We start from the raw sequence: 22,475 nt of genomic DNA, 5'->3' as shown, positions 1-22,475 counted from the left end.
ATCCCCGGCAACCATCGCCGTCCGCCGCCGTTTGCGGTAGGAAGGGATGGGCCCGCGACGAGGAGTTCCATGGACGATCCGGTGAAGGACAACCCCGACCGCCGCCGTTTCGAGCTGGAGATCGACGGGATGACCGTCTTCGCCAGCTACCGCCGCGACGGCGACGAACTGCACATCCCCTATGTGGAGGCGCCGCCGCCCCTGCGCGGCACCGGGGCCGCCGACCGGCTGATGCACGGGGTCATGCGCATCGCCCGCGCGGAGGGCCGCCGCGTCGTGCCCATCTGCGGCTATGCCGCGGCCTGGATGCGCCGGCACCGGGAATACCGGGACCTGCTGTAGCCCGGTCCCCCGGCCCGGTCTCCGGGGGAACGTCCGTGCCGCGACGCCTGCGGCGCAATCCCCATCGACAGCGGGGCGCCGCCGCGCTACATGGCGTTCATGACCGAATCGACCCTTGCCGCGCGGGCCGTTGCGCTCGACCTGCTGCGCGACGTGCTGCGCAAGTCCGTCCCGCTCGACGACGCGTTCGACGCGCACCCGGGACTGGCCGGGATGGAGGCGCGGGACCGCGGCTTCGTGCGGCTGCTGGTGGCGACCGTGCTGCGCCGGCTGGGTCAGATCGACGCCGCGGTCGAGGCGTCGCTGACGCGGCCCGGCGCGCCCAAGGCCACCGTGCTCGACCTGCTGCGGCTGGGGGCGGCGCAGCTCCTGTTCCTCGGCACCCCGGCCCACGCCGCGGTGGACACCGCCGTCACCCTGGCGGCGGAGCGCGGGGCGGCCCCCTACAAGGGCCTGGTCAACGCGGTCCTGCGCCGTCTGGCGCGCGAGGGGCAGGCCATCATCGCCGGCCAGGACGCCGGCCGCCTCAACACGCCGGACTGGCTGTGGCTGGCGTGGCGCCACGCCTACGGCACCGCGCGCACCCGCGCCATCGTCGAGGCGCACCTGCATGAGGCGCCCCTGGACATCACCGTGCGCGACGATCCCGCGGGCTGGGCGGAGCGGCTGGAGGCGGCGCTGCTGCCCACCGGCACGCTGCGCCGGCCGCCCGGCGGCGCCGTCGCCGACCTGCCGGGCTTCGCCGAGGGGGCGTGGTGGGTGCAGGACCTCGCCGCCTCGCTGCCGGCCAAGGTGATGGGCGATGTGGCGGGCCGGCGCGTCTACGACCTGTGCGCCGCCCCCGGCGGCAAGACCGCGCAGCTCTGCGCCCGCGGCGCCTCGGTGGTGGCGATCGACCGCTCGGCCCGCCGGCTGGAGCGGGTGGGGGAGAACCTGGCGCGCCTGCACCTGACGGCCGAGGTGGTGGCCGCCGACGCCGCCACCTGGATTCCGGACGAGGGGCCGGCCGACGCGGTGCTGCTGGACGCCCCCTGCACCGCCACCGGCGCCATCCGCCGCCACCCTGACGTGCAGCGCCTGAAGACCCCCGACGACGTGGCCAAGCTGGCCCGCGCCCAGGGCCGCCTGCTGGCCCGCGCGGTCGATCTGGTGAAGCCCGGCGGCCTGGTGGTCTACTGCACCTGTTCGCTCCAGCCGGAGGAGGGGGAGGCGCAGATCGACCGTCTGCTCGCCGCCGACGACCGGGTGGAGCGGATGCCCGTCACCGCGGACGAGCTGGACGGCCTGGCCGAGCCGATCAACGGGCGCGGCGAGATCCGTACCCTGCCGGGCATGCTGGCGGAGCGCGGCGGCATCGACGGGTTCTTTGTGGCGCGGCTGCGACGGCGGGCGTGATTCGCAAACCGCCGTCTTGCGGCGGTTGCATTGAATTTGATAGGAACCGACTCATGGCGTCGATCCGTCCTCCCACCATTCTCCGTCGCGGCCCGGCCGGCCCCGCCCGTTGCGGGGCGAGGTAGGCGCATGGCCGCAGGGCGCGACACCTTCGGCCGGTTCCGTGACGGCGTTGCCCAGATCGCCTACGGGAACCCTCTCTATCAGCTCATGCTCGGCGGGCGGGCGCCCACCGCCCTGTCGGTGGTGCCCTCCGACCCCTGGCCCGGCCGGCCGGAGGAGGGGACGGCCGTGCTGTCCGGCGTCTACCGCTTCGCCGGCCACGCGGTGACCCGCGATCCCGCGGCGGAGCCGGACTGGCGCCCCGCCGGGGCCGGCCCGCGCTGGATCGCCGGCATGCACGGGTTCGAGTGGCTGCGCGATCTGCGCGCCGTGGGCGGCGACGCGGCGCGGCGGCGGGCGCGGGCGCTGGTGACGTCGTGGCTGGACCACAACGGGTCGTGGAACGCCCGCACCTGGGCGCCGCAGGTGCTGGCCGCCCGCATCGCCAACTGGATCGGCCTGCACGATTTCTATTGCGCCAGCGCCGACGACGAGTTCCGCGCCCGCGTCTTCGACAGCCTGGCGCGCCAGACCCGCCACCTCGCCCGGGTGGTCCCCGGCCATCTGGAGGGGGCGGCGCTGCTGACCGCCATCAAGGGGCTGGCCTACGGCGGCCTGTGCCTGCCCGGCCACGAGAAGCTGGGCGGCGAGGCCCTGCGCCTGCTGGAGCGGGAACTGCCGCGCCAGATCCTGCCCGACGGCGGTCACGCCGAGCGCAGCCCGTCCCTGCAACTCCAGGTATTGCGGGATCTGGTGGACCTGCGGGGCGTGCTGCGCTCCGCCAGGGCGGAGATGCCGGACTCCCTTCAGCACGCCATCGACCGTATGACCCCGGCCCTGCGCTTCTTCCGCCACGGTGACGGCGGGCTGGCGCTGTTCAACGGCAGCCGGGAGGAGGAGCCGACGCTGGTCGACACGGTGCTGGCCCAGGCCGACGCCCGCGGCCGCCCGCTGAAGAGCGCGCCGCACACGGGGTTCGAGCGGCTGATCGCCGGCCGCACCCTGGTGCTGATGGACACCGGCGCGCCGGCTCCCGCCGGCCTGGACGACCGCGCCCACGCCGGCACCCTGTCGCTGGAGGTGTCGGTCGGCAAGGAGCGTCTGATCGTCAACTGCGGCTGCGACCCCGGGCTGTCCGGCCCCTGGCGGGCGGCGCTGGCCGCCACCGCCGCCCATTCCACCGTCACGCTGGCGGAAACCAACTCGGCCGAGGTGCTGGAGGACGGCGGACTCGGCCGCCGCCCCGGCCACGTCGGCTGCGAGCGGCAGGAGGCGGACGGGGCCGTGCTGGTGGTCGCCACCCACAACGGCTACGCCCGCGGCTTCGGCTACCTGCACCGCCGCCGCGTCTACCTGGCCGAGAACGGCGAGGACCTGCGCGGCGAGGACACGCTGGAGCCGGTGCTCGGCGCCAACCCGGCGCCGCAACCGTTCGTCGCGCGGTTCCATCTGCACCCGTCGGTCCGGGTGGAGCCGGTGCAGAACGGCACGGCCGTCCTCCTGAACCTGCCCAGCGGCACCGGCTGGCGGCTGCGCGTCACCGGCGGGCTGCTGGAAACGTCGGAGAGCATCTATCTCGGCACCGGGGACGAGCCGCTCCGTTCCACCCAGGTGACCATCACCGGCCACGCCGATGCGCGCGGCGCCTCGGTCAAATGGGCCTTGCGCCGCGAGCGCAAGGGGGGGTAAACCGCGGGCATCCGCGGGCACCCTCCGCATTCGGGCGGCGGGACGACCCGCCCGAGCCAGGAAGCCCGTCCCCATGAGCACCGCCGCCCCCGACGTCGTCCGCATCACCCGCGCCCTCGTTTCCGTTTCCGACAAGACCGGCCTGGTGTCGCTGGGCCGGGCGCTGGCGGCGCGCGGGGTGGAGATCCTGTCGACCGGCGGTTCGGCGCAGCGCCTGGCCGAGGCCGGCGTGCCGGTGAAGGAGGTGTCGGCCCACACCGGCTTCCCCGAGATCATGGACGGCCGCGTCAAGACGCTGCACCCGCGCATCCACGGCGGCATCCTGGCGCGCCGCGACGACCACGCCGAGGCGATGGCCGCCCACGACATCCCGGGCATCGACTTGGTGGTGGTGAACCTCTACCCGTTCGAGGCGACGGTGGCCAAGGGCGCCTCCTACGAGGATTGCGTGGAGAACATCGACATCGGCGGCCCGGCGATGATCCGCGCCGCTGCCAAGAACCACGACTTCGTCGCCGTCGTCACCGACCCCGCCGATTACGAAGCGGTGCTGGGCGAGCTGGAGCGCACCGACGGCGGCACCTCGCTGGCCCTGCGCCGCACGCTGGCACAGCGCGCCTACGCCCGCACCGCCGCCTACGACGCGGCCATCTCCACCTGGCTGGCCGGGGCGCTGGGCGAGACCTTCCCGCCGCGCCACACCGTGTCGGGCACCCTGGCGCAAACCCTGCGCTACGGCGAGAACCCGCACCAGCAGGCGGCCTTCTACGTCAGCGATACCTCCCGGCCGGGGGTGGCCACGGCCATCCAGCTTCAGGGCAAGGAGCTGTCCTACAACAACCTGAACGATACGGACGCCGCGTTCGAGCTGGTGGCCGAGTTCGAGCGCCCGGCCGTCGCCATCATCAAGCACGCCAACCCCTGCGGCGTGGCCGAGGGCGACAGCATGGTGGAGGCGTACCGCCGCGCCCTGATGTGCGATCCCGTCAGCGCCTTCGGCGGCATCATCGCGCTGAACCGCCCGCTCGACGCGGACACCGCGGCCGAGGTGGCCAAGCTGTTCGCCGAGGTGGTGATCGCGCCGGACGCCGACGACGCGGCGCGCGCCGTGCTCGCCGCCAAGAAGAACCTGCGCGTGCTGCTGACCCGCGACATGCCCGATCCGGCCGCGCCGGGCATGATGCTGAAGCAACTGTCCGGCGGCTTCCTGCTGCAGAACCGCGACGCCGGCCGCATCGCCGCCGCCGACCTGAAGGTGGTGACCCGGCGGGCGCCGAGCGAGCGGGAGCTGAGCGACCTGCTGTTCGCCTTCCGCGTGGCCAAGCACGTGAAGTCCAACGCCATCGTCTACGCGAAGGACGGCGCCACGGTGGGCATCGGCGCCGGCCAGATGAGCCGGGTGGACAGCGCCCGCATCGCCGCCATCAAGTCCGGCGAGGCCGCGGCGGCGGCCGGCCTGGCGGAGCCGCTGACCCGCGGTTCGGTCGTCGCGTCGGATGCCTTCTTCCCCTTCGCCGACGGCCTGCTCGCGGCGGCCGAGGCCGGTGTCACCGCGGTGATCCAGCCCGGCGGCTCGATCCGCGACAACGAGGTCATCGCCGCCGCCGACGAAAAGGGCCTGGCGATGGTGTTCACGGGGATGCGCCACTTCCGGCACTGAGGGCGGGGAGCCGCGGGTGGCGCCGGCATCGGCCGGCCCGCGGCGACTGCCGGGCGTACTCCGCGTCGGCGGTTCTCTTCAGGCAGCATTCGTGATTCAATGCGTCCCGGAGAGGGGAACCGGCCATGGCGACGGCGCAGCAACTACTCGGCCTCATTCGGAGCCACGCGCGGGGCGACGAGGAGCGTTTCCACGCGCTCACCCTCCAGCTTGCGGCGTCGGAGGACCGTAAGGGGCACAAGAAGCTCGCCGGGGAACTGCGGAACCTCGCTGAGGAAACCCTGGCGAAATCGCAGGCGACGATCGGACTCCGGACCCCTCCGACGAAACGGCCGACGCCGATCGTGGCGCCGCGAGGCGAACTGGCCGGCCTGATGTCGGCGGCGTACCCGAAGACCCGATTATCGCACATGATCCTGGATGCCGGTACCGCCGGCCAGTTGAAGCGGGTCGTCGAGGAGCACAGGCGCCGCTGGCAATTGCAGGAACACGGTCTGCACCCCCGTCACCGGCTGCTGCTGATCGGTCCGCCCGGGTCGGGAAAAACGATGACCGCGTCCGCACTTGCCGGAGAGTTGGGGCTCCCCCTCTTCACCGTTCTCCTGCACGGTGTCATCACCAGGTTCATGGGGGAATCGGCAGCGAAGTTGCGGTTGGTCTTCGACGCCATCGCCGACACGCGGGGTGTTTACCTGTTCGATGAACTCGACGCTCTGGCGGCCCAACGGGGAAACGAGAACGACGTCGGCGAAGCCAGACGCCTTCTGAATTCGTTCCTCCAGTTTCTCGACGAAGACCATGGCGAGTCCCTGATCGTCGCGACGACCAATCATCAAGGTCTTCTCGACAAAGCCATCTTCCGGCGATTTCATCTGCTGCTGGAATACCGCCTGCCCGACCGGGCGTTGATCGCCGATACGGTCAGGGCGCGACTGGCCAACTTCGATCTCAAAGGTTTGGACTGGACAGTCGTCAGCGAGGCAGGCGAGGGGCTGAGCACCGCCGAGATCATGCGGGCAGCGGAAGACGCGGCACGGGAAGCGGTTCTTGACGGACACACCACCCCTGATACACAACAGGTGGTGACGGCACTTCACAATCGGAAGTCCGCGCTCCGCTTTCTGTAGTTTTCGGTGTCATGCCACCGTCGAAGAACCTGCCTCACCTCCTGTTTCCGTTCGCCGGGGTTGCCGAACCCTTCAGACCGAAGGGTGGCGGCGACGGATCACGGCATCCGACGCCCGTTGCCGACCGGGAAAGCCATGCCCGCGAGCTCCTGGCTCAACTCGACGTCATCGTCAGGGAAGCCGAGCGCCAAGCTCGACGGGACGACCTGCCGGCCGCCGAGACCGGGGTATACATTTCCGTCAGGGGGCGTCCCGGTGAACCGCTCGCTCTCAAAAGACTGGAACGGCGAAGGGAGGGGATCGAACTGCTCGGCGCCTTCGATCGCCCGGATCATCAGGAGGCCACGGTGTTCATGCCGGTGGCCGCGCGTGGGTGCTTTCCGCGGATCGTCGAGGACTACCGGACCAGAAATTCACGTTACAAGGGCAAGGATACCGGGAAACCGGCGAACAGCGATCTGGTGGACGGAATCCGATCGTTTCATCTGGCCGATCTTCGCCACCTATGGGCGGACGACCAGGCACTGTTTCCGCAGTCGGGAACCACGTTCCGTTGGGAAACGTGGCTCAGGGTCGGCACCGTTGATCGTCTGCGCTCCGAGGCACAACGGCTCGGGCTCAAGCTCGGACCCGCGCCGCTGCATTTCCCGGAAACCGACGTCATCCTCGTCCATGCAACTCCCGAGCAAATGGCCGGGCTCATCCATCGAACGCTGTGCGTGGCCCGTCTCAAGCGTTCGTCGACGACCGCCGATTTCTTCGACGGCCTGCCACCCCGGGATCAGGCCGCTTTCGCGACCGAATTGGTGGACCGCCTCAGAACGGCACCGCGGACCCGAAACGGATCCGTGGTCTGCCTGCTGGATACCGGCGTCAACACCGGGCATCCGCTGTTGGCCGGGTCCATACACCCGGATGACTGCCACGTCGCCGATCCGGCCTGGGGATTGACCGATTCCTCGGGGCACGGGACAGAACTGGCCGGCATCGCCCTCTATGGCGATCTGACCCCCGTGCTCGATGGTGCCGGACCGATCGATCTGCCACACCGGCTCGAATCGGTGAAGGTGATCCCGCCCCGTGGCGAGAATGCCTATGATCAGCTCGGTTCCATCACCCGTATCGCGGTCGAATTCGCCGAGGTATCGGGGGCCGAATGCCGGCGTGTCTACTGTCTTGCCACGTCAACCGACGAAGACACGTCGCATGACGGCTTTCCGACGACATGGTCCTCGGAGATCGACCAACTCGCTGCCGGCATCGGAGTGCCCGGTGGAAACCGGCGCCTGTTCTGCGTTTCGGGCGGCAACGTCCGGAACGAGAGGATCACCGCGGCCGGCTACCCCGGGCTGAACGACGGGGCTGAGATCGAAAGTCCCGGACAAGCCTGGAACGCCATCACGGTGGGGGCTATGACCGACAAGCAGGTGTTGAGCGATCCTTCCCTGGCACGCTGGCGACCTCTTGCCGGACAGGGTGATCTTTGTCCGATGAGCCGGACGGGATGCTGGGGCGGGGGATGGCCGATCAAACCGGAACTGGTGCTGGAGGGCGGGAACCTGGCGGTTCATCCCTTCGACGGTGCCGGATACTCGGTGCCGGACCTGGCGCTCCTGACCACCGGCAAGGACCATCCCAATCCGTCCTTCACGACGACCCGCGCAACCAGCCCGGCGACCGCCGGCCTGGCTCGGCTGGCTGCTCTGGTCAGCGACGCCCGTCCCGATCTTTGGCCGGAGACGATCCGCGCGCTGCTCGTCGGCTCCGCGTCGTGGACGCCGGCCATGCTCGCCAACCTGCCGCCGGAGTCGCCGAGAAAGGCGGATTACGAGACGCTTCTGCGCCGCTACGGCTACGGTGTTCCCGATCTCGGCCGCGCCATGTGGAGCGCATCCAACTGCCTGTCGCTGATCGTTCAGGATCACCTTCAGCCATACCGATGGTCGGAGGAAAGCGGGAGACCGGTTATCAATGAGATGAAGCTGTTCCGGCTGCCCTGGCCCCGCGACGTTCTGAGCGGCCTTCAGACCGTGACGGTGACGATGCGGGTGACGCTGAGCTATTTCATCGAGCCGAACCCTTCGGAAACCGCCCGGGGGCGGAAGTTGCGGTATGCATCCCACGGCCTGCGATTCAAGATGATCGGTCCCGACGAGACGGTCGATCACTTCCGCCACCGGATCAACAAGGTGGCGGAAAAGGAGGCTGCCGGCGGTGCCGCATCGGGGTCCGACAGCCCGTCCTGGACCCTGGGATCCCACCGGCGTGACGTTGGTTCCCTTCACTCCGACATCTGGACCGGACCCGCATCGGATCTTGCACGCCGGAACGTGATTGCCGTTCACCCGGTGGGAGGATGGTGGAAGGAGCGGGCGCATCTGGATCGCTGGTCCGGCACCGCCCGCTTCTCCCTGGTGGTGACCATTGATACCGGCGACGTCGATGTCGACGTCTACACACCGGTGGCGACCGCCATCGCGGCCATGGTTACGGTGATGACCTGAAGACCGGCCCCGCCGCTGTCCTATTTCTTCGCCGCCTTGACCGGGTCTTTGACGGCGGGGATGGTCTCGAACTCGACGTTGTAGAGTTCGCCGTTCACCCGCTCGACCTTGCGGATGTAGATGTTCTGCACGATGTCGCGGGTCTCGGGGTCGATGGACACCGGGCCGCGCGGGCTCTCCCACGCCATGCCCTTCATGGCCTCGACCAGCGCCGGGCCGTCGGACGCGCCGCCGGTCGTCTTCAGCGCCTCGTAGATCAGGTGCATGCCGTCGTAGCCGCCGACCGCCATGAAGTTCGGCCGCATCCCCCGGTTGGCCGCCTTGAACGCCTCGACGAAGCTCTTGTTCCCGGGCGAATCGTGGGCGGCGGAATAGTGCTGCGAGGTCACCACGTCCAGGGCCACGTCGCCCATGTCGTTCAGCAGGTCGTCGTCGGTGACGTCGCCCGGCCCGATGAGCCGGATGCCCGACCGGGCGAGACCGCGTTCGGTGAACTGCTTCATGAACTGGGCGCCCACACCCGACGGCACGAACACGAACAGCGCGTCCGGACCGGCGTCGGCGACGCGCTGCAGGAAGGGGGAGAAATCGGGATTGCGCAACGGCACCCGCAGGTTGTCCACCGTGCCGCCGGCCGCGGTGAACTCGTCGGTGAATGCCTTCTCGGCGTCGATGCCGGGGCCATAGTCGCTGACCAGCGTCACCACCTTCTTCATGCCGTTCCCGGCCGCCCATTGCGCCATCGGCACGGTCGCCTGCGGCAGGGTGAAGCTGGTGCGCACGATGAAGGGTGACGCCTCGGTGATGGTGGCCGTGGCGGCGGCCATCACCACCTGCGGCACCTTGGCCTGCGTCGCGATGGGCGCGGCGGACAGGGCCAGCGGCGTCAGGCCGAAGCCGGCCAGCACCGCCACCCGGTCGTTGACCACCAGCTCCTGCGCCAGGCGCTTGGTCAGGTCGGCGGTGCCGGTGTCGTCGCGGACGATCAGCTCCACCGGCCGTCCGGCCACCTCGGCCCCGTGCTGCTGGATGTAGAGGCGGGCCGCCGCCTCGATCTGCCGGCCGGTCGAGGCGAACGGCCCCGACATGGGCAGGATCAGCCCGATCTTCACCGGGTCGGCCGCCGCGGCCGGCCCCGGTCCCCACGCGATCGTCGCGGTCATGGCCGCCGCCGCGGCCAGCAATGCTGCGCGCCTGTTGAGCATCTCTTCTCCTCGCCTCTTCTCGTTGCCGGCGGCCCGGTTAGCGGTCCGCCGTGTCGATGGTGATGCCGCCGCGCACCGCGCGGGACACGCACGTGCACATCCGCCGGTTCTCCGCCTTCTGCCGATCGCTGAAGAAGACGTCGCGGTGGTCGATCTCCCCCTCCGTCTCCAGGACGGTGACGGCGCACAGGCCGCACTCGCCGCGCCGGCAGTTGAAGATCATGTCGATCCCGGACTCCTCCAGCGCCTCCAGCAGGGTGCGGTTGCGCGGCACGGTGATCTCCCGGTTCAGGCGCGGGATGCGCACCGTAAAGGTCTCCGCCGGGTAGCGGCCGGTGTTGCCGAAGGTCTCGAAGCGCAGGCCCCCGGCCGGCCGGCCGGCGGCGGTCCACCGGCGCCGGGCCTCGTCGAGCAGCCCGATGGGGCCGCAGACATACATCTCGCCCCCCTCGGGCAGGGCGGCGATGGCGCCGTCGAGGTCGATGACGCGCCCGTCCGCCTCCGCGACGGTCTCCAGCCGATCGCCCAGGCGCTCCCGCAGCGTGTCGGCGAAGGCGAGGTCGGCGGCCGTGCGCGCGCCGTAGAGCAGGCGCAGATCGGCGCCGGCGTCGGCCAGGGCCAGCGCCATGCCGTAGATCGGGGTGATGCCGATGCCGCCGGCCACCAGCAGGTAGCCGGGCCGCCCGCGGCTGAGTTCGAAGAGATTGCGCGGCCCGGCGATGCGCAGCCGCGCCCCCGGCTCCAGCCCCCACAGATAGGCCGAGCCGCCGCGGCCGGGGTCCATGCGCTTGACGGCGATGCGGTAGACGTCGTCCGTGCACGGCCCCACCACCGAGTAGGAGCGCAGGTCCGGCCGTCCGTCGACCAGCACGCCGACGGTGATGTGGCATCCCGGCGCCGGCGGCACGAAGCCGCCCATAGGCACGATCTCGAACAGGCGGATGTCGGGCGTGAGGTCGGTGGTGGAGCGGAGCTGCGCGTCCTGCCAGTCCATCGCGAGGGCCATGTCGGTGACTCCGGTGTTCAGGCGCGTTTGCGCATGCGGATCAGCGGGGAGCCGGGGACCCGCTCCATCTGCTGCTGGTTCTGCAGGGCGATCTGCAGGTTGCGCCGGGCGATGCGGGAATGCTCGCGGGCGAGGCTCTCCGCCCGCGCGCCCTCGCCGGCCTCGATCGCCTCCAGGATGGCGCGGTGGTGCTCCTGGGCGATGACCAGGATCTCGCGCGACCGGGCCAGTTCGGACTGCACGAAGACGAAGGCGTTGGGCGAGGCGAAGGGAAGCTGCTGGATGCGGTCGATGGACCGCTTCAGCACCGGGCTGGCCGCCAGCTCCACCAGCAGGGTGTGGAAGCGCTCGTTCAGGCGGATGTAGTCGGAGAAGTCGTCGAGGGTCGGGTTGTTCCGGCGCACCAGCGCGTCGAGGCTGCCGACGCAGTCGCGGATGTCGGCCAGTTCCGCCCGGTCCGGCCGGCGCTCGGCGGCGCGGCGGGCGGCCATGCCCTCCAGGGTGCCGCGCACCTCGATGGCGTCGGCGATGTCCTGCTCGTCGAAGCGGCACACGGTGAAGCCGCCCGTCGACAGGCAGTCCACCAGGCCCTCCTCCTCCAGCCGCACCAGCGCCAGGCGGATGGGCGTGCGCGAGACGCCCAGGCGCTCGACGATGCCCAGCTCCGGCACCCGCTCGCCGGGCTTCAGCTCACCGCTGAGGATCAGCTCCCGCAGCTTGAGCAGCGCCTTGACCGTCTGCGCGTTGCGCGGCTTGTCGTCCGAACTACGTGCCGTCATGGGTCTGCCGTCACTCCGCCGCCAGGCGCGGCGAACCGCCGTGTTCCGCCGCGATCATCCGCTCGATCAGACGGCGCGCCCACAGGGCACCGGCGTCGATGTTCAGGTCGTAGAAGGGCTGGCGGGCGCGGCGGTCGATGGCGCGCTGCTGCGCCTCCAGCACCACGTAGTCCTGGTCGTAGACGCCCTTGCCGTCGTTGACGTGGCCCAGGTTGAGCGCCCGCGTCAGCTCCGCGTCGTCCTTGCGGAAGTTGCGCACGAAGTTCCAGAAGTAATGGCAGGTGGTGGCCGTCTCCGGCGCCAGCGCCGCCAGGAAATGGCCGTTGACGCCCCGGCTGCGGTCGCCCCGCCGCGCCCCGGTGCCGGCCATCGCCACGCCCACGTCGCCGGCGATGACGCACGGCGCCTCGAAGCGGATGATCTGCCAGCGGTCGACGGTGCCGGGCCGGCCCAGCATGCGCGCCCAGAAGGGCGGCGGGTGGATGCCCTCCATCCAGCGGGTCACGGTGACGGTGCGGTCGGTGTGGGTGACCTCGAACGGCACGCGGGTGATCGCCTCGTCGCCGATCGATCCGGCGTGCACGTAGGTCTCGTGCGTCAGGTCCATCAGGTTGTCGGCTACCAGGCGGTAGTCGCACTTCAGGCTGTAGAAGGTGCCGCCCTCGCCCACCCATTCGTCGTTGTCGTTCCAGTGGAAGTCGGGCACCCGGGCCGGATCGGCCTTCGCCGGGTCGCCCGGCCAGACCCAGATCAGCCGGTGCTTCTCCACCGCCGGATAGGCGCGCACGCAGGCGGAGGGGTTGATGGTCTCCTGCGCCGGCATGTGGGTGCAGCGTCCGCCGGCGTCGAACACCAGCCCGTGGTAGCCGCACACCACCTGATCGCCCTCCAGGCGCCCCATGGACAGCGGCAGCAGCCGGTGCCAGCACGCATCCTCCAGCGCCGCCACCGCGCCGTCGGTCCGGCGGTAGAGCACCATGTCGGTGTCGCAGATGGTGCGCGCCGTCAGCGCACGCCCCACCTCGTGGCCCCAGGCCGCGGGATACCAGGCGTTCAGCGGATAGGTGGGGGTCTGCACCATGGCTCGTCTCCTTGCCCTCTGACTGTCTCCAGCGGATGCAATCCGGGTTGCGAACAAACTAGCACGAACGGTTATTGGATACAATGATCGACAGGAATGACCGAAAGGGGGCGAGGGTGGGGGAAGGGAGCTTCATTTTGGATACAATGAGCGTCTCGGGCCCCCGCCCAACCCTCTCCCGCCGCGCGGGGGCGGCTTATGGCTTCGCGGCCTTGACCGGGTCTTTGACGGCGGGGATCGTGGCGAACTCGACGTTGTGGAGTTCGCCGTTCACCCGCTCGACCCTGCGGATGTAGATGTTCTGGACAATGTCGCGGGTCTCGGGATCGATGGAGACGGGGCCGCGCGGGCTGGTCCAGCTCATCCCCTTCATGGCCTCCACCAGGGCCGGACCGTCGGAGGCGCCGCCGGTCTTCTTCAGCGCCTCGTAGAGGAGGTGCATGCCGTCGTAGCCGCCGACCGCCATGAAGTTGGGCCGCGCGCCGCCGCCGGCCTTGCGGAAGGCGTCGACGAAAGCCTTGTTCCCGGGGGAGTCGTGGGCGGCGGAATAGTGGTGGGACGACACCACCCCCAGCGCCACGTCGCCCATGCCGTTCAGCAGGTCGTCGTCGGTCACGCTGCCCTCGGCCAGCACGGTCATGCCCGCTTGGGCCAGGCCACGCTCGGCGAACTGCTTCATGAACTGGGCGCCGACACCGGAGGGGACGAAAACGAACAGGGCGTCCGGCTTCAGGTCGGCCGCCTTTTGCAGGAAGGGGGCGAAGTCCGGGTTGCGCAGGGGCACGCGCAGCTCGCCCGCGACGGTGCCGCCGGCGGCGGTGAAGCGGCTCTTGAACGCCGCCTCCGTGTCGATGCCGGGGGCGTAGTCGGTGACCAGCGTCACCACGGAGCGGATGCCGTTCCCGGCCGCCCAGTCCGCCAGCGGCACGGTGGCCTGCGCAGCGGTGAAGCTGGTGCGCACGATGAACGGCGACTGCTCGGTGATGATGGAGGTGGCGGCGGACATGACGATCTGCGGCACCTGCCCCTGCGTGGCGATGGGGGCGGCGGCCAGCGCCAGCGGCGTCAGGCCGAAGCCGGCCAGCACGGCGACCCGGTCGCGCACCACCAGCTCCTGCGCCAGCCGCTTGGTGAGGTCGGCGGTGCCGGTGTCGTCGCGCACCACCAGCTCCACCGGCCGGCCGGCCACCTGCGACCCGTGCTGCTCCATGTAGAGGCGCACCGCCGTCTCGATCTGCCGGCCGGTCGAGGCGAAGGGGCCCGACAGGGGCAGGATCAGCCCGACCCTGACGGGGTCGGCCGCCGCGGCCGGCAACGGCCCCGCCATCGCCATGCCCGCCAGGACGGCGGCTGCGCCCACAACGACACTGCGCCGATCGACCATGCCTTTCCTCCCAATCATGTCCGGTTGCCGGCCCGGAGGGGCCGCGGTTCGGATTTGCGGGCGACGCCGAGGTGCAGCTCCAGCGTCGCGGCGTCGTCCTTCAGGGCGGCGCTGTCCGCGGCATGGACGATGGCGCCGCGGTCGAGGATCAGCGCGCGGTCGGTCATGCCCAGCACCTTGTGCGCGTGCTGCTCCACGACGATGCCGGCCATGCCCTCCTCGCGGAACAGGCGGGCGAGCACCCGCAGCAGCTCCTCCACGATGATCGGCGCCAGGCCCTCCGTCGGTTCGTCCAGCAGCAGGACCTTCGGGTTCAGCACCAGCGCCCGGGCGATGGCCAGCATCTGCTGCTCCCCGCCGGAGAGCTGGTTGCCGAGGTTGCCCCGCCGCTCCTGCAGGCGCGGGAACAGGGCGTAGACGCGCCGGACGTCCCACCGCCCGGGACGGGCGACGGCGGTCAGGTTCTCCTCCACCGTCAGGGACTTGAAGATGTTGCGCTCCTGCGGCACCCAGCCGATCCCGGCGGCGGCGCGCTTCTCCGGGGCCAGGCGCGTGACGTCGCGCCCGCCCAGCGTGATGCGGCCGGCGAACAGGCGGGTCACGCCGACGACGGTGTTGAGCAGCGTCGTCTTGCCGACGCCGTTGCGCCCCAGCACCGCCAGCGCCTCCCCCTCGCGCAGCGCCAGCGAGGCGCCGGAGAGGACGACGGCCTCGGCGTAGCCGGCGGTCACGCCCTCCAGGGTCAGCACGTCAGGCATCGGCCTCCTCCCCCAGATAGACGGCCCGCACCGCGGGATCGCGGGCGATCTCCTCCACCGTGCCGTCGCGGAACAGCGCCCCGTTGACCAGCACCGAGATGCGGTCGGCGAAGCTGAACACCAGGTCCATGTCGTGCTCGATCAGCAGCACCGCGACGTCGCGCGGCAGGGCGGCGACGGCGGCCAGGATCTCGTGCCGCTCCGCCTCCGGCACGCCGGCCGCCGGCTCGTCCAGCAGCAGGACGCGGGGCCGGCAGGCGAAGGCGATGGCGATCTCCAGCAGGCGCTGCTTGCCGTAGGGCAGCGTCGCCGTCCGCTCCTCCAGCGCGTCGCCGAGGCCGAACCGCTCGGCGATGGCGACGATCTCACCGATGACGGCGCCCTTGGTGCCCACCCGCCGCCACCAGTCGCGCCCCGTCCCCTGCCGCTCCGACACGGCCAGTCCGATCGTCTCCAGCGGCGTCAGATCGCGGAAGAGCTGGTTGATCTGGAAGGTGCGCGCCAGGCCGCGGCGCACCCGCCGGTGCGCGCTCTCCCCGGTGATGTCGGCCCCCTCCAGCAGGATGCGGCCGGCCGACGGGGTCAGCACCCCGGTCAGCAGGTTGACGAAGGTGGTCTTGCCCGCCCCGTTGGGGCCGATCAGCGCGTGGCGCGCCCCCGGCTCCAGCGTCAGCGAGACGTCGGCGGTGGCGACGAGGCCGCCGAAGTTCTTGTGCAGGCCGATGGTCCGGAGTGCGGGCGCCATCGCTCACGCCTCCCGCACGGGGCGGCCGAAGCGCCGGAGCAGGCCGGCGAAGGGCGCGGCCAGCGTCGCCACGACCCGTTCGCGCCCGACCAGCACCAGGACGACCAGGATCAGCCCGACCCAGAAGTACCAGTACTGCGGCGTCAGGTTGGCCAATTCGTCCTGCACCAGGCGGAACAGCACGGCGCCGATGATGCCGCCGTAGAGATAGCCGGTACCGCCGATGATGAGGACCAGCAGCACGTCGGCGGAACGGTGGAACTCCAGCACGTCCAGCGACACGAACTGCGTGGTCTGCGCCAGCAGCGCCCCGGCGACCCCGGCGTAGGCGGCGGCCAGCGTGTACACGGCGACCAGACGCCCGCCCACGGGAATGCCCACGGCCGCCGCCCGCAGCGGGTTGTCGCGGATCGCGCACAGCGACAGCCCGAAGGGGGAATGGACGATGCGCCGCGCCAGCAGGAACAGCACGAACAGGACGGCCAGGCTGTAGCCGTAGGCGGTCTGCCCCCACAGGTCGAACTCGAAGGTGCCCAGCACCGGGCCCATCACGATCCCTTGCAGACCGTCGGCGCCGCCGGTCAGCCAGGCCATGCGGTTGGCGATCTCCCCCAGCACCAGGGCCACGCCGATGGTCACCATGATGCGCGTCAGGTCGCTGCCGCGCAGCACCAGGAAGCTGGTGGCGAAGCCCACCAGCGCCGCCGCGCCGGCGGCGGCGAACAGGCCGACCACCGGTTCCGCCACGCCGTGCCGGGCGAGCAGGCCGGCGGTGTAGGCGCCCAGCCCGAAGAAGGCGGCGTGCCCCAGCGACACGATGCCGGAATAGCCCAGCAGCAGGTCCAGCGACAGGGCGAACAGCGCGAGGATGGCGATCTCGTTGAGAATGAGGTAGCGGCCGGGCAGCAGGAACAGGGCGGCCAGGGCCAGCGCCCAGAAGGCGACCTCCGGCAGGCGCCAGCGGCCGCGGCGGGCGAGCGCGGCGGTCACGCGGGTTGCCGGGGGATGGGGGATCGTCATGGCAGGGACGCTCCGTCTTGCGCTCATCGGGCCCGGGCGAACAGCCCGTGGGGGCGCAGCACCAGGACGACGATCATCAGGGTGTAGATCACGAAGGCACCGAACTCCGGCACGTAGTACTTGCCGGCGACGTCGGCGATGCCCAGAAGCAGGGCCGCCAGGAACGGCCCGGTGATGGTGGCGGTGCCGCCGACCGTGACGACGATCAGGAAGTAGATCATGAACTTCAGCGGGAAGGTGGGGTCCAGGCCGAGGATCTCGGTGCCCAGCGCCCCGCCCAGGCCGGCCAGCCCCGACCCGGCGGCGAAGGTGGCCGCGAAGATCAGGTTGACGTTGATGCCCAGCCCCCGCGCCACCCGCTGGTCGTCCACCGCGGCGCGCAGCCGGCTGCCGAAGCGGGTGCGCGTCAGGATGAGCTGGAGCACGACCACGACCACGCCGCACACGGCGATGATGAAGGAGCGGTAGAGCCCGACCGCGACGCCGAACACGTCGACCCGGCCCTGCAGCCACGCCGGCAGCGTGATGAGCTGCTGCGACGAGCCCATGGCATAGTCCACCGCGGCGATGGCCATGAAGACCAGGCCGATGGAGAACAGCACCTGGTCGAGGTGGCTGCGTCCGTAGAAGCGGACGTAGAGCGTGCGCTCCAGCAGCAGCCCGACCGCGGCGGTGATGAGGAAGGCCAGCGGCAGGGCGGCGAGGAACGGCACGCCGTAGCGGTTCATCGCCACCACGGTCACATAGCCGCCGGCCATGGCGAAGGCGCCGTGCGCGAGGTTGATGAAGTTCATCAGCCCCAGCGTCACCGACAGACCGGCCGACAGGATGAACAGCACCATGCCGTAGGCGATGCCGTCGAACAGCAGGGTCAGCATGCGCGGCTCCCCTCCGGTTCCCGGCGCAGCCAGGCCAGCAGGGCCTCCGTCACCGCCTCGGGTCGTTCGACCGTGGCCATGTGGCCGCACTCCTCGATCACGGTCAGGGTGGCGCCGGGGATGGCGGCGGCGATCGGCTCGTGCTGGGCCACCGGGCTCCAGCCGTCCTGCCGGCCGACGATCACGGCGGTCGGGCAGCGGATGGCGGCGAGCTGGCCGGACGCGTCCGGCCGGTCCAGCAGGGCGCGCTGCTGCCCCTCGAAGATCGCCGGCGTGGCGCGGCACACCATGGCGGTCAGCGGTTCCATCAGCGCGCGGTCGGCGACGCGGTCAGGGTGCACCATCGGCGGCAGCCAGCGCGCCGCCAGCGCCGCCATACCCGCGCTCCGCGCCAGGTCGATCAGCGCCTGCCGGCTCGTCTCCTCGCCCGGCTTGCGGGGATGCACGCCGGTGTCGAGCAGCGCCAGGCGCTCCACCCGCTCCGGCGCCTGCCGGACGACCTCCAGCGCCACCCGGCCGCCCATGGAGTGCCCGGCCAGCGCGAAGCGGCCGGGCACGGCGTCCAGCACGGAGCGCGCCATGGCGGCGATGGAATCGAAGCCGTAGAAGCCGGGGATCACCACCCCGGCGTCCCGCTCCAGCGCCCGGGCCTGGTGCGCCCACACGCCGGCGTCGCAGAGCAGCCCCGGCAGCAGGACCACCACGGGCCGGCCGCTCATGGCCCGCCCGGATCGCATGCCGCGGGCGCCGTTGGATACAATGGCGCGACCATCATCGCTCAACCCCATCCCGAGTAAGGATTTTGTTTGTTGTCAAACAATATAATTCGTTTAGCGGACAGATGCTATCCAATCGCCGCCCGCCGCTATTCGGAATCCGATCGGCTTGACCGGCGTCATGGATACAATGCGTCGGGCGGGCTCGATCCCCGGCCGCCCGCCGCCGTGTTCGCCCGGTCACGCCGTCCGGCGATGCAACCTCCGATGGCCCGCGGGCGTTGACCCGGGGATGGCCGGTCCGATAGGTCAATCGGTCCGGGGAACGGGGAGGGGACGGCATGCGGGAGCGGGGCGACGGAGCCGACGATGGTGCGGGGATCGCGCTGGACGTGCTGCTGGACGCGGTGGAGGCCGTGCCGGCCGGCGAGATGGCGTGGGACCTCGACCTGCTGCGCACCGCCCTGCGCATCGCCCGCGCCACCGAGGCGCCGGAGGACCTGCGGCGGGCGGGGCTCGCCTATGGGGCGCTGGGCGGCGACAGCCGCGCCCGGCTGGCCGGGCGGATCGCCGAGGCCACCCGCCGCGGGCGGCGCGTCGCCGGGCGGCCGTCCCCGGCCGAGTCGCGGGCCGAGCCGCGCAGCGGGCTGGCGGGGCTGGTCGCCGGGCTGATCCGGCGCCGGGATGCCGAGCGCGGCGCCGCCACGGCCAGGGCGCGCCTCCTGCGCGACATGCCCGGAGGGACGTAGCGGCTACAGCCCGGTCTGCACCCTGGCGGCGTCCGCCGTGGCGGCGGCGGCCGGGTCGATCAGCGGCTCCAGGGCCGGGGCGAGGCTCTTGAGGAGCTGGGCCGGCAGGGCGCTGGTGAAGCGGTAGTCGTTGGCTTCGGGGCCGGAGACGAAGGCGGTCATCGTCCCGAAGAAGCGGTCGCCGATGTAGAAGGCGAAGGTGGCGGTGCGGTTGACGGCGCGGGACTCGATCAACTGGCCGCCGGGGCCGTAGCGGTCCAGGCGGTGGTCGCCGGTGCCGGTCTTGCCGCCGATGGGGATGGGCTGGCCGGAGCCGTCCCGGAACGCCCCCCACACGCGCTTGGCGGTGCCGTTCATGGCCACATCCATCAGCGCCTTGCGCAGGGTGTGGCTGACCTCGGCCTTCATCACCCGCTGGCCGGCCAGGGGGCCCAGGCCGACCACCGCCTCATAGGGCGTGCCGGCGGCGAAGTGCAGCTTGCGCACCCGCACGATGGGCTGGCGGATGCCGTCGTTGAGGATGATCCCCATCAGTTCCGCCAGCGCCGCCGGTCGGTCGGCGGAGCTGCCGATCGCGGTGGCCAGCGACGGCACCAGCCGCTCGAACGGATAGCCGAGGCGCCGCCACGAGGCGGTGATGCGCTGGAACGCCTCCTCCTCCAGGCCGATGCGGATGCGGGTGTTCTGGGCCTGCATGCCCTTCCTGAACAGCCAGCGGTAGCTTTCCTGCCGCTCCGCGGCGCTGGCCTCCAGCACGGCGGCGCGGGTGGCGTCGGGGTTGGTGTGCAGGTGGGCCACCAGCCACAGCTCCAGCGGATGGACGCGGGCCAGGTAGCCCAGGTCGTTCAGCGGGAACTTGCCGGGGGCGTACTTGGTGAACAGCTTCTCCACCTCGCGGTCGTCGAGCCGGGCGTCGGGCAGCCGGGTGCGCAGGAAGGCGGCGAACGCCTCGATGCCCGCGTCGGGGCGCACCGTGCGGAACACCACCGCCAGCCGGTAGGGGGCCGGGCGCGACCGGCTGGCCAGCAGGGTCAGCATCTCGTCCGGCGACCGCTTGCGGTACAGGGTGTAGAAGCGGTTCAGGAACTCCGACCCTTCCTTGTCGGCGAAGCGGGCCAGATAGGCCTGGCGGGCGGGATGGTCTGGGTTGTGCAGGATGTCGGAGGTGTCCTCGCCGCCCTCGGCCATGTGGAACTGCACGATGTCGCGCATCATGCGGATGAACGGCAGGTTGACGGAATGGCGCATCGACTCGGTGACGGTGAGGACGCTGCCGTTGTGCTTGCCGTCGAAGTTGACGAAGCGGTGCTGCCCGCCGCCGGTGAAGAACGCCTCCGCCGGGCTGGCGGAGTAGCGCCGCTCCATCGCCGCGTCGAGCAGGGCGGGCAGGCTGCGGTCCCGCGCCGTGCGCAGCCACGCGGCCGTCCAGCGGGTCAGGTTGTCGGACGCCTCCTCCTCCATGTCCACCAGGAAGTCCCCGGGCAGATGGGCGTAGCGGGTGTGCAGTTCGGCGATGATCTCCAGGTAGGACACCAGCGTGCGCAGCTTGGCGGTTGAGCCCAGGTCGAGCTTGGCGCCCTCGTTGATGTCGAGCGGCTGGTCCAGGTTGTCGGCCTGGATGCGCAGATAGTTGGCGTCGGTGCCGCGTTCGTAGAGGGTGAAGCTGTAGATCACCTTGGACAGGTCGTTACCGCGGGTGTCGAGCAGCCGCTCGCCGGTCAGCCCCATGGCCCGGGCGTAGTCCGGGTCGCCGAGGCGGCCCAGCGCCTCGACCACCCGCTGCTGGGTCGGCCCGTCCAGCGTCGCCTCCACCGTCAGGTCGGTGCGGTCGAGCTGGTAGAGACTGGAGATGCCCAGCATGGACAGCAGCCGGGCGCGGATGGCGTTGGGCGCCTTTTGCTCCACGAACGAGGCGATCTGCGGCTGCGGCGGCTCCCGCCGGAAGGTCAGCCGCGACGCCAGCGCCGCGTCGCGCAGGGCCGGGTCGATCACCCCCACCTCGGCCATCAGCCGCAAATGGCTGTCGGCCAGACGCTCCAGGGCGTCCCGGTCGGCGATCAGGTAATGGGACGGACGGCGCTGCGCCAGGATCAGCGCCAGAACCTGCTTGTAGGCGGCGGCCCTGGCGCGCAGGGCCGGCTCGTCCGCCGCCGGCTCCGACAGCAGGCGCACGGCCACCGGCAGATCGGTGCCGAACCACGCCCATAGCCCGTCGCCCAGGCCGTTGACCTCCCCGAAGCCGGGGCGGGCGGTGAGCGGCGTGGAGTTCAGGTAGTCGACGACGATCTCCTGCCGGGCGCGCGTGGTGTCCTCGCCGTCCAGATAGGCGCGCACGCTCGCCGCCGCCATCTGGCGCAGCTTCTCCGTCGGGCCGTCGGTGCGGCCGTCCGGGGAATGGCGGTACTTCTCGATCTGGGTGGCCAGCGTCGAACCGCCGGCCACGCGGGTGCCGGGGTGGACGTACTTCATGGGCAGGGTCACCAGCGCCCCGGCGAACCGGTCCCACTCCACCGCCGGATTGCGCCGGGGCTGCGCGGTGTCCAGCAGTTCCCGGTTCTCGATGAACAGCAGCGTGTCGACCACCAGGGGCGGCACGTCCTCGAACCGGTTGAACACCCGTTCGGGGTAGCGGGCGGAGAACAGCGTGGAGCCGTTGCGATCCAGCAGGGTGAGGCCGGTGCGCGTCTTTTCCCGATAGACGGCGGAGCCGGTCACCTCCATGAAGCGGTTGAGGCCCGGCGACGCCACCGCCTGCATCTCCACCGTGTAGATGTCGTCGGTCAGCGCCTTCAGGTAGGACGGCAGGCCGATGTAGCCCTGGCGCTCGTTGTGGGGCCCCTGCGTCGGGAACCGCGCCTCCGGGTTGGCTCCTTCGTTCAGGGAATAGGTGAGACTGCCGGCGTACAGGGAGAGCAGGCGCGCCTGCAATCTGGACGTGCGCACCTCCTCCATGGCGGCGTAACCCAGGCCCGCCAATCCGGCCACGACGCTGACGCCGATCACCGCGCGCCGCCACATCGACCCTGCCATGGCGAGTCCGTCCCCATTCCAATATAGTTAAAATGCCCACCGAAACTTCTGGTGTTCACGGGGCAGGCTCAGGGAACGCTACGTCTCTAATGGTTAATGAGGTGTATAACCGGACACCACTTTCGTCGGAAAAGCCGCCGCGAAAAGGCGCTAATCAACAATAAGGGGGAGGCGTTGCGTGCCGGCAACGGTGTCGTCCCATGGTTGTGATGGCGGACGGCGCTTTCAGGATGAAGCGCCGATATTTTGTCAAGTTTACGCGACTTTATAGATAAATACTTATTCGTTGCTCTTTCCCGACTCCG

Annotated in this window: 18 protein-coding genes; 7 read left to right on the top strand and 11 right to left on the bottom strand. The window is 70.8% G+C overall.

The window, feature by feature from the left end:
• Positions 1–69 precede the first annotated feature (69 nt).
• The 6 genes from G472_RS0125020 (at position 70) to G472_RS0124995 (ending at position 8,819) form a co-directional block, all read left to right on the top strand.
• Positions 70–342 (top strand): GNAT family N-acetyltransferase, encoded by a 273-nt coding sequence (locus tag G472_RS0125020; RefSeq protein WP_029010565.1) that lies wholly within the window; start codon positions 70–72, stop codon positions 340–342.
• Positions 343–441: 99 nt separating this feature from the next.
• Positions 442–1,737 (top strand): RsmB/NOP family class I SAM-dependent RNA methyltransferase, encoded by a 1,296-nt coding sequence (locus G472_RS0125015; RefSeq protein WP_029010564.1) that lies wholly within the window; start codon positions 442–444, stop codon positions 1,735–1,737.
• A 129-nt stretch (positions 1,738–1,866) separates the two neighbouring features.
• Entirely contained in the window at positions 1,867–3,528 is a 1,662-nt protein-coding gene (locus tag G472_RS0125010) for a heparinase II/III family protein (protein ID WP_029010563.1), read from the top strand.
• A gap of 73 nt (positions 3,529–3,601) precedes the next feature.
• The gene (purH, locus tag G472_RS0125005) at positions 3,602–5,188 is read left to right on the top strand and encodes a bifunctional phosphoribosylaminoimidazolecarboxamide formyltransferase/IMP cyclohydrolase (protein WP_029010562.1); all 1,587 of its coding nucleotides are present in this window, start codon (positions 3,602–3,604) and stop codon (positions 5,186–5,188) included.
• 125 nt (positions 5,189–5,313) lie between these two features.
• The gene (locus G472_RS0125000) at positions 5,314–6,315 is read left to right on the top strand and encodes an AAA family ATPase (protein WP_029010561.1); all 1,002 of its coding nucleotides are present in this window, start codon (positions 5,314–5,316) and stop codon (positions 6,313–6,315) included.
• Between the two features lie 11 nt (positions 6,316–6,326).
• A complete protein-coding gene (locus G472_RS0124995) occupies positions 6,327–8,819 on the top strand; it encodes a S8 family peptidase (RefSeq protein ID WP_029010560.1) in 2,493 nt (830 codons plus the stop codon).
• Between the two features lie 20 nt (positions 8,820–8,839).
• On the opposite strand, the gene G472_RS0124990 is transcribed toward G472_RS0124995, so the two are convergent.
• The 10 genes from G472_RS0124990 to G472_RS0124945 all read right to left on the bottom strand — a co-directional run bounded on the left by G472_RS0124990 (position 8,840) and on the right by G472_RS0124945 (position 18,394).
• Positions 8,840–10,024: an ABC transporter substrate-binding protein gene (locus G472_RS0124990; RefSeq protein WP_029010559.1), complete on the bottom strand. Its 1,185-nt coding sequence runs from the start codon at positions 10,022–10,024 to the stop codon at positions 8,840–8,842.
• 37 nt (positions 10,025–10,061) lie between these two features.
• On the bottom strand, positions 10,062–11,030 hold the full coding sequence (locus G472_RS0124985) for a PDR/VanB family oxidoreductase (protein WP_029010558.1): 969 nt from the start codon (positions 11,028–11,030) through the stop codon (positions 10,062–10,064).
• 17 nt (positions 11,031–11,047) lie between these two features.
• Complete coding sequence (locus G472_RS0124980; RefSeq protein ID WP_029010557.1) at positions 11,048–11,809, bottom strand: GntR family transcriptional regulator; 762 nt, start codon at positions 11,807–11,809, stop codon at positions 11,048–11,050.
• 10 nt (positions 11,810–11,819) lie between these two features.
• On the bottom strand, positions 11,820–12,890 hold the full coding sequence (locus tag G472_RS0124975) for an aromatic ring-hydroxylating dioxygenase subunit alpha (RefSeq protein WP_035693702.1): 1,071 nt from the start codon (positions 12,888–12,890) through the stop codon (positions 11,820–11,822).
• A gap of 196 nt (positions 12,891–13,086) precedes the next feature.
• Positions 13,087–14,274 (bottom strand): ABC transporter substrate-binding protein, encoded by a 1,188-nt coding sequence (locus G472_RS0124970; RefSeq protein ID WP_029010555.1) that lies wholly within the window; start codon positions 14,272–14,274, stop codon positions 13,087–13,089.
• Positions 14,275–14,288: 14 nt separating this feature from the next.
• Positions 14,289–15,032, bottom strand: a complete 744-nt coding sequence (locus G472_RS0124965; protein WP_029010554.1) for an ABC transporter ATP-binding protein — start codon at positions 15,030–15,032, stop codon at positions 14,289–14,291.
• Positions 15,025–15,777 (bottom strand): ABC transporter ATP-binding protein, encoded by a 753-nt coding sequence (locus G472_RS0124960; protein ID WP_029010553.1) that lies wholly within the window; start codon positions 15,775–15,777, stop codon positions 15,025–15,027. Before G472_RS0124960 ends, G472_RS0124965 begins: the two co-directional genes overlap by 8 nt.
• 3 nt (positions 15,778–15,780) lie before the next feature.
• Entirely contained in the window at positions 15,781–16,797 is a 1,017-nt protein-coding gene (locus G472_RS35520; protein WP_084536901.1) for a branched-chain amino acid ABC transporter permease, read from the bottom strand.
• A 23-nt stretch (positions 16,798–16,820) separates the two neighbouring features.
• Positions 16,821–17,675 (bottom strand): branched-chain amino acid ABC transporter permease, encoded by an 855-nt coding sequence (locus G472_RS0124950; protein ID WP_029010552.1) that lies wholly within the window; start codon positions 17,673–17,675, stop codon positions 16,821–16,823.
• Positions 17,669–18,394: an alpha/beta fold hydrolase gene (locus G472_RS0124945; RefSeq protein WP_211100254.1), complete on the bottom strand. Its 726-nt coding sequence runs from the start codon at positions 18,392–18,394 to the stop codon at positions 17,669–17,671. The genes G472_RS0124950 and G472_RS0124945 overlap by 7 nt, the downstream gene beginning before the upstream one ends.
• Before the next feature lie 338 nt (positions 18,395–18,732).
• Here G472_RS0124945 and G472_RS0124940 point away from each other — a divergent pair, with 338 nt between their 5' ends.
• A complete protein-coding gene (locus G472_RS0124940) occupies positions 18,733–19,140 on the top strand; it encodes a hypothetical protein (protein WP_029010550.1) in 408 nt (135 codons plus the stop codon).
• A gap of 3 nt (positions 19,141–19,143) precedes the next feature.
• Here the strand turns inward: G472_RS0124940 and G472_RS0124935 are convergent, their stop codons facing one another.
• A complete protein-coding gene (locus G472_RS0124935) occupies positions 19,144–22,170 on the bottom strand; it encodes a transglycosylase domain-containing protein (protein ID WP_029010549.1) in 3,027 nt (1,008 codons plus the stop codon).
• Positions 22,171–22,475 lie beyond the last annotated feature (305 nt).

It is taken from the genome of Azospirillum halopraeferens DSM 3675, assembly GCF_000429625.1.
Classification (GTDB): domain Bacteria; phylum Pseudomonadota; class Alphaproteobacteria; order Azospirillales; family Azospirillaceae; genus Azospirillum; species Azospirillum halopraeferens.
The sequence above is the reverse complement of the archived record's forward strand: the minus strand, read 5'-3'. Positions and strand labels throughout refer to the sequence as shown.

What these genes read in the sequence shown, in the direction of transcription:
- G472_RS0124995 (WP_029010560.1), top strand. Translation starts at nt 6,327, where the DNA reads ATGCCACCGTCGAAGAACCTGCCTCACCTCCTGTTTCCGTTCGCCGGG.
- G472_RS35520 (WP_084536901.1), bottom strand. Translation starts at nt 16,797, where the DNA reads ATGACGATCCCCCATCCCCCGGCAACCCGCGTGACCGCCGCGCTCGCC.
- G472_RS0124935 (WP_029010549.1), bottom strand. Translation starts at nt 22,170, where the DNA reads ATGGCAGGGTCGATGTGGCGGCGCGCGGTGATCGGCGTCAGCGTCGTG.
- G472_RS0124970 (WP_029010555.1), bottom strand. Translation starts at nt 14,274, where the DNA reads ATGGTCGATCGGCGCAGTGTCGTTGTGGGCGCAGCCGCCGTCCTGGCG.
- G472_RS0124985 (WP_029010558.1), bottom strand. Translation starts at nt 11,030, where the DNA reads ATGGCCCTCGCGATGGACTGGCAGGACGCGCAGCTCCGCTCCACCACC.
- G472_RS0124980 (WP_029010557.1), bottom strand. Translation starts at nt 11,809, where the DNA reads ATGACGGCACGTAGTTCGGACGACAAGCCGCGCAACGCGCAGACGGTC.
- G472_RS0125015 (WP_029010564.1), top strand. Translation starts at nt 442, where the DNA reads ATGACCGAATCGACCCTTGCCGCGCGGGCCGTTGCGCTCGACCTGCTG.
- G472_RS0124990 (WP_029010559.1), bottom strand. Translation starts at nt 10,024, where the DNA reads ATGCTCAACAGGCGCGCAGCATTGCTGGCCGCGGCGGCGGCCATGACC.
- G472_RS0124960 (WP_029010553.1), bottom strand. Translation starts at nt 15,777, where the DNA reads ATGGCGCCCGCACTCCGGACCATCGGCCTGCACAAGAACTTCGGCGGC.
- G472_RS0125020 (WP_029010565.1), top strand. Translation starts at nt 70, where the DNA reads ATGGACGATCCGGTGAAGGACAACCCCGACCGCCGCCGTTTCGAGCTG.
- G472_RS0125010 (WP_029010563.1), top strand. Translation starts at nt 1,867, where the DNA reads ATGGCCGCAGGGCGCGACACCTTCGGCCGGTTCCGTGACGGCGTTGCC.
- G472_RS0124940 (WP_029010550.1), top strand. Translation starts at nt 18,733, where the DNA reads ATGCGGGAGCGGGGCGACGGAGCCGACGATGGTGCGGGGATCGCGCTG.
- G472_RS0124950 (WP_029010552.1), bottom strand. Translation starts at nt 17,675, where the DNA reads ATGCTGACCCTGCTGTTCGACGGCATCGCCTACGGCATGGTGCTGTTC.
- G472_RS0124975 (WP_035693702.1), bottom strand. Translation starts at nt 12,890, where the DNA reads ATGGTGCAGACCCCCACCTATCCGCTGAACGCCTGGTATCCCGCGGCC.
- G472_RS0125000 (WP_029010561.1), top strand. Translation starts at nt 5,314, where the DNA reads ATGGCGACGGCGCAGCAACTACTCGGCCTCATTCGGAGCCACGCGCGG.
- G472_RS0124965 (WP_029010554.1), bottom strand. Translation starts at nt 15,032, where the DNA reads ATGCCTGACGTGCTGACCCTGGAGGGCGTGACCGCCGGCTACGCCGAG.
- G472_RS0124945 (WP_211100254.1), bottom strand. Translation starts at nt 18,394, where the DNA reads ATGAGCGGCCGGCCCGTGGTGGTCCTGCTGCCGGGGCTGCTCTGCGAC.
- purH (WP_029010562.1), top strand. Translation starts at nt 3,602, where the DNA reads ATGAGCACCGCCGCCCCCGACGTCGTCCGCATCACCCGCGCCCTCGTT.